The organism is Pseudomonas sp. FSL R10-2189 (assembly GCF_009600325.1).
In the GTDB taxonomy this organism is placed as follows: Bacteria; Pseudomonadota; Gammaproteobacteria; order Pseudomonadales; family Pseudomonadaceae; genus Aquipseudomonas; species Aquipseudomonas helleri.
This window is the reverse complement of sequence record NZ_WIVZ01000046.1, coordinates 1-13,338: the sequence shown is the minus strand read 5'-3', so window position 1 is coordinate 13,338 and position 13,338 is coordinate 1. Positions and strand designations below refer to the sequence as shown.

General features: G+C 56.5%; 13 protein-coding genes, 1 tRNA gene and 1 pseudogene. 10 read left to right on the top strand and 5 right to left on the bottom strand.

Annotated features, from left to right (window positions below; translation table 11 throughout):
* Positions 1–72: 72 nt before the first annotated feature.
* From GHO32_RS23335 to GHO32_RS23325, 3 genes and pseudogenes are all read left to right on the top strand, one after another.
* A pseudogene (locus GHO32_RS23335) lies at positions 73–471 on the top strand (MerR family transcriptional regulator).
* Between the two features lie 299 nt (positions 472–770).
* Positions 771–1,223, top strand: a complete 453-nt coding sequence (locus tag GHO32_RS23330; RefSeq protein ID WP_153335889.1) for a hypothetical protein — start codon at positions 771–773, stop codon at positions 1,221–1,223.
* A 277-nt stretch (positions 1,224–1,500) separates the two neighbouring features.
* The gene (locus tag GHO32_RS23325; RefSeq protein ID WP_153443030.1) at positions 1,501–1,980 is read left to right on the top strand and encodes a GNAT family N-acetyltransferase; all 480 of its coding nucleotides are present in this window, start codon (positions 1,501–1,503) and stop codon (positions 1,978–1,980) included.
* A gap of 104 nt (positions 1,981–2,084) precedes the next feature.
* On the opposite strand, the gene GHO32_RS23320 is transcribed toward GHO32_RS23325, so the two are convergent.
* Positions 2,085–2,978 carry a LysR family transcriptional regulator gene (locus tag GHO32_RS23320; protein ID WP_368668521.1) on the bottom strand — a complete coding sequence of 298 codons (894 nt, stop codon included), beginning with the start codon at positions 2,976–2,978 and terminating at the stop codon, positions 2,085–2,087.
* A gap of 94 nt (positions 2,979–3,072) precedes the next feature.
* Here GHO32_RS23320 and GHO32_RS23315 point away from each other — a divergent pair, with 94 nt between their 5' ends.
* Entirely contained in the window at positions 3,073–4,239 is a 1,167-nt protein-coding gene (locus GHO32_RS23315; protein WP_153335887.1) for an MFS transporter, read from the top strand.
* Between the two features lie 91 nt (positions 4,240–4,330).
* Here GHO32_RS23315 and GHO32_RS23310 read toward each other — a convergent pair whose 3' ends face one another.
* Both GHO32_RS23310 and GHO32_RS23305 read right to left on the bottom strand, forming a co-directional pair.
* Positions 4,331–5,131 carry a GNAT family N-acetyltransferase gene (locus GHO32_RS23310; RefSeq protein ID WP_153335886.1) on the bottom strand — a complete coding sequence of 267 codons (801 nt, stop codon included), beginning with the start codon at positions 5,129–5,131 and terminating at the stop codon, positions 4,331–4,333.
* A 257-nt stretch (positions 5,132–5,388) separates the two neighbouring features.
* Positions 5,389–5,465 (bottom strand) — tRNA-Arg (locus GHO32_RS23305).
* Between the two features lie 552 nt (positions 5,466–6,017).
* Between GHO32_RS23305 and GHO32_RS23300 the strand changes: the two genes are divergently transcribed.
* From GHO32_RS23300 to GHO32_RS26530, 5 genes are all read left to right on the top strand, one after another.
* A complete protein-coding gene (locus tag GHO32_RS23300; protein ID WP_153335885.1) occupies positions 6,018–6,368 on the top strand; it encodes a DUF6124 family protein in 351 nt (116 codons plus the stop codon).
* Between the two features lie 474 nt (positions 6,369–6,842).
* The gene (locus tag GHO32_RS23295; RefSeq protein WP_048367849.1) at positions 6,843–8,381 is read left to right on the top strand and encodes an NCS1 family nucleobase:cation symporter-1; all 1,539 of its coding nucleotides are present in this window, start codon (positions 6,843–6,845) and stop codon (positions 8,379–8,381) included.
* 59 nt (positions 8,382–8,440) lie between these two features.
* Complete coding sequence (locus GHO32_RS23290; protein ID WP_048367851.1) at positions 8,441–9,169, top strand: aspartate/glutamate racemase family protein; 729 nt, start codon at positions 8,441–8,443, stop codon at positions 9,167–9,169.
* A gap of 343 nt (positions 9,170–9,512) precedes the next feature.
* Positions 9,513–9,761 carry a hypothetical protein gene (locus GHO32_RS23285; RefSeq protein WP_153335884.1) on the top strand — a complete coding sequence of 83 codons (249 nt, stop codon included), beginning with the start codon at positions 9,513–9,515 and terminating at the stop codon, positions 9,759–9,761.
* A 19-nt stretch (positions 9,762–9,780) separates the two neighbouring features.
* Entirely contained in the window at positions 9,781–9,957 is a 177-nt protein-coding gene (locus GHO32_RS26530; RefSeq protein ID WP_173430620.1) for a PA3371 family protein, read from the top strand.
* Here the strand turns inward: GHO32_RS26530 and phnN are convergent.
* Positions 9,945–10,523, bottom strand: a complete 579-nt coding sequence (phnN, locus tag GHO32_RS23280) for a phosphonate metabolism protein/1,5-bisphosphokinase (PRPP-forming) PhnN (RefSeq protein WP_368668520.1) — start codon at positions 10,521–10,523, stop codon at positions 9,945–9,947. The genes GHO32_RS26530 and phnN overlap by 13 nt on opposite strands.
* A gap of 374 nt (positions 10,524–10,897) precedes the next feature.
* Here phnN and GHO32_RS23275 point away from each other — a divergent pair, with 374 nt between their 5' ends.
* Positions 10,898–11,224 (top strand): Arc family DNA-binding protein, encoded by a 327-nt coding sequence (locus GHO32_RS23275; protein WP_048367856.1) that lies wholly within the window; start codon positions 10,898–10,900, stop codon positions 11,222–11,224.
* A 109-nt stretch (positions 11,225–11,333) separates the two neighbouring features.
* Here GHO32_RS23275 and mgtE read toward each other — a convergent pair whose 3' ends face one another.
* Positions 11,334–12,776 (bottom strand): magnesium transporter, encoded by a 1,443-nt coding sequence (gene mgtE, locus GHO32_RS23270; protein ID WP_153335883.1) that lies wholly within the window; start codon positions 12,774–12,776, stop codon positions 11,334–11,336.
* Between the last annotated feature and the right edge of the window lie 562 nt (positions 12,777–13,338).

The following is a 13,338-nucleotide window of genomic DNA, read 5'->3' as shown; positions in this document are numbered from 1 at the left end:
CCCAGTTCCTTGTTTGAGGTCAGGAGCCGAGCATAAACTGTCGACCCAACTCTAGGGTCAAGCGGTGTTTTCATGAAAATCGGCGAACTCGAAGCCCGCAGCGGTGCCAGCCGCCATACGCTACGTTACTAGGAGCAAATCGGCCTGATCTCACCGCAGCGGCGGACCAACAACTATCGCGATTACACAGCGCAAACGCTGCACGACCTGGACTTTATCAAGCGCGCGCAAAGCATGGGATTTTCCCTGGGGGAAATAGGCGAGATTCTGGATGCGCAGCGCATTAAGCTGATCGAAAAAAAGATGATAGAAGTCCAACTGAAAATCGCCAACCTCCAAAGTATTTATCGGTATCTGGATGAAGAGCGGGCAAACCTCGAAGCCAGTGCTGCCAAACAGCTTGAGTTGGAGCAGTTGAATAACTTATCCGGGCAACAGGGCTTGGGGGGTGAAGCGGCGTCCGTTCGATAACTTTTTAGGCGTCTGGCGGTGGCCGATAGCAGCCTGTTGTGAAGGGCTGCTTTCGGACAATAGCTGCCTCGAGCCCTTTGCGCGAATGCGTCGCCCGCGGCCTAATGTTCACTCGCAGAGAACGATAACAATCAGCGTTGATGGAGGCTGTCGAGGTGCACATTCAGCCACGCATTACGAATAAATTCGCTCCTACTGCAGCGCGAGTGACTGCCAACAAAGCAGAACAGATATCTTGGACTAGCTTTATCTGAATCACTGAAGCCTCCGACCACAACTCAACCAGGCCACAGTTCGTAATGCTCAAAAAAATCGATTTGACGATTACCCACGATTACCTCAATCCATTTGCCTCGCCGGACGCACCCAAACTTAGCCCTGAGCTGGCGGACTACCTGTTGGATAGTGCCTGGTACTACCCCAAGCTGTGCCTCCAGATCAACTGCCCCGAAAATGAGCGAGAACGCCTACAGCAAGCTATCAGCAATACCTTTGCAGAAAAGAGCGAGCAAGTCAGAGGGGATATTCTCATCCTACAGTTGGAAGCGCTGACACTCCTGGGCCTGGCACTGGCAGTGGGGCTGATAGGTAATGCTCTAGGCATTGAAAGCACCATCCCGGTGGCAGTATTTACCGTTACTGTGTGGATGCTGCTCTGGCGCAGCGCAGAGATATTTTTTCTGGATATCCGCAGCGCTTATCGGGAGTTGCGTAAGTACCGGCGTATAGCCAGCGCAAAAAAGCAGTATTGATTGAAAGTGCTGAGTCGCCGCTGATTTAATAAATACCCTCGAAGACCAGCTCTTGGCCGATTTCAATCCCTCGTGGCAGGCAGAAACGATGCCATCAAGCAGCCCACAAAAATGGGAGTGGCCGATAGCAGCCTTTCGTGACGGACTGCTATTGGCCGCAAGCAGCCCTTTGTGACAGGCTGCTATCGGCAAAACGAACGTACACGACGCATGGCTTGGTTGCTCCCTACACATACTTGTGACACGTTGAGGTGAAGCCAATACCTCAAGGAAGATCATGGACATTCGATCGACGGTAACAGAAGACTGGAAGCTATTGAGGCAAGTCCGACTTGCCGCGCTTTTGGACACGCCGTCGGCATTTGGTGTCAGTTATCAAACTGCCGCTGCTTACACTGACGAGCAGTGGCAAGTGAGAGCATCATCCACTGGCACAGCCTTTTGGCTGGCATTCGAGCAAGACAGGCCTGTGGGAATGATTGGTGCCGCTGTCAGCAGCGCGCAGCGCTTTAACTTGATCGGAATGTGGGTTGAACCTGCTGCACGGGGCTCTGGCGTGGCAACTCAACTGGTAGAGACCGTGAAAGCTCACGCTACCTCGCAGGGATTTGATCGCGTTTTTCTTGATGTCTCACCCGACAATGCCAGAGCGTCGAACTTCTATCTCAAGCAGGGCTTTACCTTCATGGATGAATGGGAACCGCTTGAAAGTCATCCGCATATTACGGTGCAGACCATGCTCTGGATCAGAAACTGATCCACAAGTTTTCTTTTAGCCGGATGCATTCGGGTTGTCTAAAGCCCTTGGGGGCAGGCAGAAATCGACCACAAGCCCCCAGAAATATCAGCTCACGCCCGCGCTTATATCCGGTGATGTTCCAGCAAGAAGTCCACGAACAATCGCACCCGCGCCGGCATGGCCGCCCCGCCGACGAACACTGCATGAATCGGTTCGCGGTCTCCGGGGTTCCAGGCCTCCAACAGCGAAACCAGGTCGCCGCGCTGCAGGTCCTCGCGCACGCTGAACTCACCGATACGTGCAATGCCGGCACCTACGCGCGCGAGTTGTGCCAGCGCTTCACCACTGCTGCATTCGATGTTGCCGCTGACCTTTAGGGAAAATTCTTCTCCATCGCGGATGAACGGCCAGTTGGGTTCGGCACGCCGAAAGTTGAAGCGCAGGCAGTTGTGCTGCAACAGGTCTTCTGGTTGTTGGGGGATGCCGTGGCGTTGCAGGTACTCGGGCGATGCCACCACGACCTGGCCGGTGTCGCCGATTCTGCGCGCGGTCAGCGGGCTGTCGGGCAGATGGCCAAAACGGATCGCGACGTCGGCCTGCCCGCCGAGAATGTCGACCACTTCGTCGCCGAGGGTAAGGTCGACGACGATGTTCGGGTAACGGGCGCTGAATGCGGCAACCAAGGGAACGATGGCCAGCCGCCCATGCCCAAGGGCGGCGCTGACCCGCAATCGCCCCCTGGGTACGCCCTGGTCGGCGATGGCTTCTTCGACTTCGTCCATGTCGGCCAGGATACGCCGGGCGCCGCGCAGGAACGCTTCGCCCTCGGCCGTAAAGGTGATCGCTCGGGTGGTGCGCAACAGCAGACGGGTGCCAAGGCGTTGCTCGGTACGCGCGATGATCCGACTGACTGCCGAGGGTGTCAGGCCCAGTGCACGCGCGGCGGCCGAGAGGCTGCCTTCTTGCGCCACGGTGGTGAACACGCTCATTTCACCTGACCTGCCGTTGAAGTCCACTTGTGCCTCCTGCGCAAAGGTGATTGCCAAAAATGCTATCTACCGCTTGAAAAGACAGGATCGTAGCATTAGCGGCATAGATAAGGAGCCTTTCATGCGTATCAATCCACCCCTTGTAGCGCTCGCCATCGGTGCCTTTGGCATCGGCGTAACAGAATTCGCCCCCATGGGCATGTTGCCGGGTATCGCTGCGGATCTGGGCGTTTCCATTCCCGCCGCCGGTTTGCTGGTCAGTGCGTATGCGCTGGGCGTATTGCTCGGCGCACCGTTGATGACCCTGACCACCGGCAAAATTCCCCGGCGCTATTTGCTGATCGGGCTCATGGCGATTTTCACCCTGGGCAATCTGATGTCAGCCCTGGCCACCGATTACTACAGCCTCATGATCGCCAGGGTGGTGACCTCACTCAACCATGGTGCATTTTTTGGCGTTGGCTCCATCGTCGCCGCCAGCGTGGTCGCCCCGGAAAAACGTGCCGGGGCAGTTGCGGCGATGTTCATGGGCCTGACCCTGGCGACCATCGGCGGTGTGCCGCTGGCCACCTGGTTTGGTGAACTGTTCGGTTGGCGCACCGCGTTCTGGGGCATCACGGGCCTCGGCTTGTTGACCATGGCCGCCTTGTGGTTCGCCCTGCCTAACCTGAAGGCGCCGCCAAGCGCCGGTGTCATGGCCGAAATTCGAGTACTGGGGCGCGGTCCAGTGCTGAGCGCGTTGGCCCTGACCGTCGTCGGATCGAGCGCAATGTTCACCGTCTTCACTTACATCGCGCCGATCCTCAGCAGCGAGACCCATGGTTCCACCGCCTACATCACCGCCATGCTGGTACTGTTTGGTGTGGGCTTGACGCTGGGCAATATGTGGGGCGGCAAGGCGGCCGACCGCTCAATAGATCGCACCTTGATCGTGTCGCTAAGCGTTCTGATTCTCGTCTTGCTGGCGTTCACCCTGCTGATGCGTTGGGAAGTGCCGGCTGCACTGGCCATCCTGATATGGGGCATCGCCAGCTTCTCCCTGGTGCCGCCGCTACAGATGCGCGTCATGGAAGCAGCCAAGGACGCGCCCAACCTTGCCTCTGCGGTGAACATTGGCGCCTTCAATTTTGGCAACGCGATTGGCGCAGCGCTGGGCGGAGCGGTGATCAACGCGGGCTGGGGTTATCCGGCGATTTCCCTGGCAGGAGCGGCGATGGCGGGTTTGGGGTTGTTGATGGTGTTGGCTTCGGTCTGGCGTTCCAGGGCGGTTGAAGTCGCAGTGGTGTGAGGGGGATGAAGGGCGGCAAGTGACAGGATTGCTGCCCTTGGTGAGGGGTGGCAATCGACCAGAAGCGGACGCTCCTTCTCAGCCGTTTATTTCAGATATCGGCCAGACGGTACAGTGCTTGGGCATGGGATGCCGTGAACCCGGCACGCTCCAGATTTCGGCGGCTTTGGGAGCTGGCCAGCGCGGTCGCAGCCACCCATTGACCGCCATGTTTCTTTGCTTGCTCTATTCGGTGAGAAATCAGCGCTGCGTGGTAGCCGTAGCCCCGAGCATCTTTTCGAGTTGCCGCCGTTCCAAGGTAGGCAACACCATTGCTGGCCAAGTACATCGAAGCCCCTGCTACCACCACTCCCTGCGCTTTCAATACATAGATTTTCAGACGTCCATCAGGCCTCTGCCCTACAAAGGAAGCCTGATTCAGCAGCCGATGCTCCGGCTTGGTATGAAAGCCAGCCGCGTGCACTGCTGCGAATAGAGCCAGAGTTTTCAGCGTGACCTCTTCAATTTCGAAGGAGTGATGATTCAAAACCACGTTTTCAATAGCACACGCTAATTGCAGGTGAGTCCAGCCCCTCAAACGCTCAAGCCGTTCCTCGCCCAAAATGGCGTATTGCTCCAGCGCCGAAGATTTTCCGATAAGAGGGGTGACAGCCGATCGCCCCGCTGACTCATTGAGCAATTTCAACACTGCCAGAGGGGCGCTGGCGATGTCACCGTAGATGCGGTTGAACATTGGGCTAGGCGATGCTTTTACTTGAAAGCACGGAAAGTCAGCATTGAAAAAAACACGTGCACCATAAGGGTTGCCGCTGACATCTGCCAGATTCTCAACGCGCGAACGTAAATACTCGCATTCTGCGGCTTCAATCTTATGAGCCAATTCAACATCCATGTTCATCGCCCTTTTTCAGGATTTTCTGGAGGGGTAAAGCGCATCGAACAATACGCTTGTATCCGGCACGCACAGTGGCGGTTTCAGCTTCACTGCCCGCTTTGGGTTATTAGTAGTTATTCGCGAGCCACAAGCAACATCCATCACTTTTACGAAGCGCGTGGGCAAAATCCGACCTTGGGGATCAGAGAAGTGGGGGCTTGATGAAAACCCAGTCGAGGGTCTATCAGGAAATATAGCTAAGCAACTGAATGTGATGGTGTCCCAGGCGGGGTTCGAACCTGCAACCTTCCCCTTAGGAGGGGGATGCTCTATCCAATTGAGCTACTGAGACAAACGTTTGCGCCACACGCTGATGGCGTGACGCAGAGGACGGCGTGCATGTTAACGGGCATGCCTTTGTTTGTCATGTCGTCCGTGGGCTTTTTGCGTGTGGGTGGGTGCGCTACAGGGTGGTGGGTGGGTGGTTGGGTTGACGGGATTTTTGCGGGGATCAAAAGATCGCGAGGCAAGCTCGCTCCTACAGTTTGATTGGGGATGGTGGCGGGGGTTGGCGCAAAATAAGGCTTTTCGTACGACGCTTCGCTTTCCATCTGGTGAAACTTCCGAGAAAATCCCATTCGCTTGCGCCTGTTCAGTCCGGGGAATAGTCTCGGCCCATCGCTGTCTTTCAGCGGTTGGGTTTAGTAGCCCGACGTATTACTCGGCGCATGGCGCCACCTCCGCGAGGCGCTTTTTTTCGGCCTGCGTTTTATGGTGGCCGTGCGTAGGGCGCCCTCGTGGCGCGCCGGGTTCCGAGTGTACCGGTCTACTAACCTGCGTACGGCTGCCTCCATTCGTTTAGTAGCGAAGGGAACAGCTCCATTAATACCTCGGAGTTGTCCTTATGAAGAAGATTGTTCCCGATCCACCTACCCTCCCCTTGCACGATACTGCTCAGTGCAGTGATATGTCGTTGGACCGTGCCGCCGCTGAGCGTGCACTGGATTTTTATTTGCTCGACCCTAAGCCTCCACGACACGTGGATCAGGCCACGTATGTCATCCCCGACAGTGTCAATTTAGAAGCGGCTTTGGCCCAGGCGTCAGACTTGTTGCGCTGCGCGGGCGCTTCGGCGAGTGAGGCGGGGAATGGTTTGAGCGGCCATGCACGCAGTTTGGTGTTGTCGACCATGCACTTGGTGGAGCTGGCCAAGGCGTATGTCGATAAGTCGCTGGATGGTTTGACGACGCACTAGAGCAGTACGTGCCTGGGTGCAAGCAGGCACGGTTTTCAAGATTAAGAGCTCGCGAGGCAAGCTCGCTCCTACAACAAAAATCGTATACAGGTTGTCACATAACGGTGCACTCATTGGGTGCGACGCGGGGTGCGTGCATCAAAAAGTAACAGCCTTTTTGAGGCGCACACTTTTTGGCGTTTGTTGATTTTTCCTGCCTTACGCATTTCACGCTTTTTTATACTTTTTTAATTCATCTTATTTTTCAAACTGTTACAGAAATATTCGAAGTTTCTGAGGACGCGCACGCTGCCCCGGCGCTGTTGGCTGGCATGAATATCGCTATGAGCTAAACGACACTTGTATACAAAGACACACAAAACTAAGTACACGTTGTTTAGTAGCTTGCACCCTAACTGCAGGCATAACGCGGACTTCATCACCAGTGATTCCACCCTGTCATGACGCAGGTATGGGGTCAGGAGCTTGCCCAGAATGCGCACAAGACTCTCCAGCACTATCGCTCTGGATTTACCCTCTTCCGTTTCTACCCCACAGCCGCTGGCGGACAGTTCGTCTGCCACGCTGGCGCTCAGCCCACGCTTGCATAACAACGATCTGGCACCGACCAAAGCTGAAGGTCGACGCTGGGGGCGTTACAGCATTTTTGCGCTGTGGACCAACGATGTGCACAACATTGCCAATTACTCCTTCGCCATCGGTTTGTATGCACTGGGGCTGAATGGTTGGCAGATTCTGCTCTCGCTGGGCATCGGCGCAGGGCTGGTGTTTATGTTTATGAACCTGTCCGGCTATATGGGCCAGCGCACCGGGGTGCCGTTTCCGGTGATCAGCCGTATCAGTTTCGGTGTGCACGGGGCGCAGATTCCCGCGTTGATTCGTGCAGTTATCGCGATTGCCTGGTTCGGGATTCAGACGTATTTAGCGTCGGTAGTGTTGCGCGTACTGCTGGTGGCGGTGCACCCCGGTTTTGCGGCGTATGACCATGACTCGATCCTGGGGCTGTCGAGCCTGGGTTGGGTATGTTTTGTGGCGATCTGGCTGGTGCAGTTGGTCATCCTGGCGTATGGCATGGAGATGGTGCGCCGTTATGAGGCCTTTGCCGGGCCGGTGATTTTGCTGACGGTGATCAGCCTGGCGGCGTGGATGTATTTTCAGGCCAACGGCACCATCGCCTGGTCTAACCGCGTGCCGCTGAGCACCGCCGAGGTGTGGCGCAATGTGTTTGCTGGCGGGGCGTTGTGGCTGGCGATTTATGGCACGTTGATTTTGAATTTCAGCGACTTTTCCCGTTCTTCGCCGTGCTGCAAAACCATCAAGGTCGGTAACTTCTGGGGCCTGCCGGTGAATATTCTGGTGTTCGCCGGGATCACCGTGCTGCTGTGCGGCGCGCAGTTTCAAATCAACGGGCAGATTATCGAAAGCCCGACGCAAATCATCGCGTCCATCCCGAATACCTTTTTCCTGGTGTTGGGCTGCCTGGCGTTTCTGATTGTGACGGTGGCGGTGAATATCATGGCCAACTTTGTCGCCCCGGCGTTTGTACTGAGCAACCTGGCGCCCCGGCATTTGACGTTCCGCCGCGCCGGAATGATCAGCGCCACCATCGCGGTGCTGATTTTGCCGTGGAACCTCTACAACAGCCCGCTGGTGATTGTGTATTTCCTGTCGGGCCTGGGCGCCCTGCTCGGCCCGCTTTACGGGGTAATCATGGTGGATTACTGGCTGCTGCGAAAAGGCCAGATCGATGTGCCCGCGCTGTACAGCGAAGACCCACGCGGCGCTTATTTTTACTCACGCGGGGTCAATATGCGCGCCGTGGCGGCCTTTATTCCGGCGGCGCTGATCGCCATCGTGCTGGCGCTGGTGCCGGGATTTCATGAGGTGTCGCCGTTCTCCTGGTTGATTGGTGCGGGCATCGCGGCGCTGTTGTATCTGATTTTTGCCAAGCGCCAGGCGCATTACGCCAGCGTCAGCGGCGAGTCGATTGCGGTTGATAACGTCAGCCATTGAGTGTTGTGCGGCCCGCGGATGGCGGGCCGTGTTTTTACTTTTTTGTTGCAGGAGCTTGCATGCGAATTCTCGTGGTCAACGTCAATACGACCGACAGCATCACCCAGGCCATTGCGCGACAAGCGCAGGCGGCCGCGGCGCCCGGGACTGAGATTATCGGGCTGACCCCGGATTTTGGGGCTGATTCGGTTGAAGGCAATTTTGAGAGTTATCTGGCCGCCATTGCGGTGATGGACAAGGTCATGTCCTACGACCAGCCGTTTGATGCGGTGATTCAGGCCGGTTATGGCGAGCATGGGCGCGAAGGCCTGCAAGAGTTGCTCAACGTGCCGGTGGTAGACATTACCGATGCGGCGGCCAGCACGGCGATGTATGTGGGCCGCGCGTATTCGGTGGTGACCACGCTGGATCGCACGGTGCCGTTGATTGAAGATCGCCTGCGCCTGTCGGGGTTGTGGGATCGCTGTGCGTCGGTGCGGGCCAGCGGCCTGGCGGTGCTGGAGCTGGAGGAGTCACCCGAGCGCGCACTGGAGGCCATTGTGCGCCAGGCTGAGCTGGCGGTGAGTGAGGACCGTGCCGAGGTGATTTGCCTGGGCTGTGGCGGTATGGCCGGGCTGGATGAGCAGATTCGTCAGCGCACCGGGGTGCCGGTGATTGATGGCGTGAGCGCGGCGGTGACGGTTGCTGAGTCGCTGGTGCGCCTTGGGTTGTCGACGTCCAAGGTGCGCACGTATGCGCAGCCGCGCCCCAAGGTGATTTCGGGGTGGGCGGCGAAGTTTATGCGGTAGTTTCAGGTTAGATTTTTAGAGCAAAAGCCCCTCACCCTAGCCCTCTCCCGAAGGAGAGGGAACTGATTGGGGGATGCTGAAGATAATTGGCCATTAACCCCTTGCGTTGAATCCAACGCCGCAAGAGCGTTTGCGTCAGGTTATTAGTCACTTCCCCGCCTGGTTTTCCAGCATCGTGCATTTTGCATTACACCAAAAAGCCATCATTGCAATTTGCAATTGAACGGCCCTCGCAATACCTAGCAAACCATTGATTTATAAGGTTTTTACAAACAAAAAGAGTTGGCATGATGCCTGCTCTATTCATGGCATCACCTAATTCTAAGAGATGACTGCCATGACCATGAACAGCACCCTTTTCTTGTTGAATGTTCTTGCCCTGGCGGTTTTGACTGGTTTTCATTTTTACGCCGACCCGGTTGCCGCCGAGCCCGGCATGGATGTGGCCGGCACGTACAGCAAACCGCATACGCCGATGCCGCAACGGGCCGTGATGATGGGTAACAGCCACGTTACCCCGCATTTGGCCACCGAGCGCTCAACCACCCCTGCCGCCATCGAGAACACCCAGGGCGATCGCTGGGTTTTCTGAAAAAAGAGATGCTTAATCCATGTCCAAAATTGCTTTCGGCTTGTTGATGCTCGCCCTGTTGAGCCTTGCTCTGGGTCTGTTCTCTCAGGACGAGTTGGGGAATACGCCGTTGATTGCCGCCACGGTGTTTTTTGCTGGCTGGCTGGTAGCCCGCGCACTGGGGCGCCGCTTCAAGTTTGACCCTCAGTTGCGCTGAGACGTCGCGATGGCGGCATCTATGAGCGCGAGCAAGCGCTGAACACCCACCTGCAAAGCGGCCGAGTTGTCCAGTAGGTGCACCCGGTCTGCGACCAACGCTTCTACAGACTCCAGAAACAGTTCATTGCGCGCCAAGCGGGCGTTTATTTCTGCAGGCGTTTCTCGGCCACGGGCCAGCAAGCGCTGACGCAAGACATCGGTATCAACCCGCAACATAATCGCCAGCAAGTCCGGATAGCGTTCGCGGGCCTGTTTAAGGTGCCCTCTTGATCCGTTGACCAGCACATGGCGCCCGGCAGACAGCCAGTGATCGAGCTGCACGGGTATACCGTATTCCAGACCATTGGCCTGCCAGTCCAAGGCAAAGGCGCCGTTGGCCTTGAGTGCCTGGAACGCTTCGCGGCTAACGCCAATCGCCTCTTCACCTGCCGACTCTGCCGAACGGGTAATCACCCGCTGGATCACTTCACACCCGCGCGCCGCCAAATCAGGGCGTGCAGCTTCGATCAGGCTGTCTTTGCCCGAGCCTGAAGGCCCCATCAAATAGATCAATTTACCTGGCACTCGGTGGATCTCCGGGACGCGGCTGCGTAAGGCTGGGTTCACCCGCACAGGGTGAGGAGGCAACAAGATGGGGACTGCTAAGAAGCATTCAAGTCAGTCAATGATGGCCTTTACACATAATGGTTCCTTTTAGAAAAGCCGATAGCCTGTAAACTACGTAGGACAACGCACATTTTTGACAATAGGTGCTGGCTTATAGCCTTTATCCCGTTCAATATTTGTCACAGAATTGACGCCAGGGAAGTGGCAGATATGAGGCATGATGCGCGCCTCTTTGCAATTCAGGTTGAACATTTGGCCACAAGCCTGGTCTGAAACCATAGCTTGCGGCCAATTTCCGAGAACCGCTCCCCTGAACTAACCGGTTAACTATAATGCGCCCATTGAAACAGGCAATTTACTCAAGCCGTACGGCTGACAAGTTCGTCGTTCGCCTGCCAGACGGAATGCGTGAACGCATTGCCGAAGTGGCTCGCAATCACCACCGCAGCATGAACTCAGAGATTATTGCTCGCCTTGAGCAAAGCCTCATTCAGGAAGGTGCACTGGGTGATGAACCCAGCCTGCGTCTGGACAGCCCTGAGCTTTCCCTGAACGAACGCGAACTGCTGCAACGCTTCCGCCAACTGTCTCACCGCCAACAAAACGCTTTGGTTTCCCTGATTGCTCACGATGTTGAAGCTACATCCGACGCGTCTTGATTTAACCCAAGCAACAAAAAAGCCAGCGCTCTGCTGGCTTTTTTATGCGCGCTGTTCAGGCGCTATAAAAAAGGCCTGACGGGCTAGTTGCCGGTCAGGCCTTTTTGGGTCAGAGCAAGAACAACGTTGCCAGCCCCAGGAAGATAAAGAACCCGCCGCTGTCGGTCATGGCGGTGATCATTACACTCGCGCCCATGGCCGGGTCACGCCCGAAGCGGGCCAGTGTCATGGGGATCAATACGCCCATGAGCGCCGCCAGCAGCAAGTTAAGCGTCATGGCGGCTGTCATCACCACCCCCAGCGACCAGCTGCCGTATAGCAGGTAGGCGACCACACCGATCACCCCGCCCCACACCACGCCGTTGATCAAGGCCACGGCCAGCTCTTTGCGCATAAGGCGCTTGGTGCTGCCGGTGTTCACCTGGTCCAGCGCCATGGCGCGCACGATCATGGTGATGGTCTGGTTACCGGAGTTACCGCCGATACCGGCCACGATGGGCATCAGGGCCGCTAGGGCCACCAGTTTTTCAATCGAGCCTTCAAACAGGCCGATCACCCGTGAAGCAATAAAGGCGGTGATCAGGTTGATCGCCAGCCAGGCCCAACGGTTGCGCAGAGATTTCCACACCGAGGCGAAGATGTCTTCTTCTTCGCGCAGACCGGCCATGTTGAGGACTTCGCTTTCGCTTTCCTCACGGATCAAGTCGACCATTTCGTCGATGGTCAAACGGCCAATCAGTTTGCCGTTTTTGTCGACCACCGGCGCCGAGATCAAGTCATAACGCTCAAACGCCTGAGCGGCATCGTAGGCGTCTTCGTCCGGATGAAAACTCACCGTGTCGCTGGCCATGACGTCAGCCACTTGTTTTTCAGGGTCGTTGACCAGCAGACGTTTGATCGGCAGCACGCCCTTGAGCACGCCGTCGTAATCGACCACAAACAGTTTGTCGGTGTGGCCAGGCAATTCTTTGAGGCGACGCAGGTAACGCAAGACGACTTCAAGGCTGACGTCTTCGCGGATCGTCACCATCTCGAAGTCCATCAGGGCGCCGACCTGGTCCTCGTTATAGGACAACGCAGAGCGAACGCGCTCACGCTGTTGCGCATCGAGGGTTTCCATCAGCTCATGGATGACGTCTCGCGGCAGCTCAGGGGCCAGGTCAGCAAGTTCGTCGGCGTCCATCTCCTTGGCGGCGGCCAGGAGCTCGTGATCGTCCATGTCGGCGATCAGGGTTTCACGCACAGAGTCAGACACTTCGAGCAGGATGTCGCCATCACGGTCGGCCTTGACCAACTGCCAGACGGTCAGACGATCGTCCAGGGGCAAGGCTTCAAGAATGTAGGCAACGTCTGCGGAGTGCAGGTCTTCCAGCTTGCGCTGGAGTTCAACAAGGTTTTGGCGATGAACCAGGGTCTCGACGCGATCCTGGTGCTGGCCCTCCTGACGGTGCGTCAGGCCCTCAACCACGCGCTGGCGGTTGAGCAGCTCAATCACTTGAGCCAGGCGGCTTTGGAGGCTGTCTTGTGCTTTCTTTACTTCAACTTCGGTCATAGGCGAACTCCACTCCCAGCAGCAGGGCACGCCGGAAGGATCAATCAGTCAATTCATGATTGGAAAAACGGGATGCTGAGTTACTACTGGGTAAGTCCATGGAGGTATTCCACAAGCCCCGGCGGGGCTGACGGGCGCAATCATACACGGCTTAAAAATTAATGACGCTATAAATCTGTGGAGATAACAAACGTTTACGGCTGCGTCTAGACCGCTGAATCTGCGACGCTAAAAGCGCTTGGCAGAGCACACCTTTTTTATGAATCTTCGTGCGGTCTGGCAATTTTTAGAAGATCAACAGATCGCGAGGCGAGCTCGCTCCTACAGACAGACCTCGCCCGGCTCGGTTAATTCCTGGAGGCGGGTTCACGATAAACAGAAGATAAGTCGGGGACGTGACAAAAAAGGCTGCTTGCCGGAGCGATTCGACATTTCATAAATCGCAGACAGCAAAAAGCCCGCATAAAATGCGGGCTTCTTGGTGTATGGTGCACTCGACAGGATTCGAACCTGTGACCGCTCGGTTCGTAGCCGAGTACTCTATCCAGCTGAGCTACGAGTG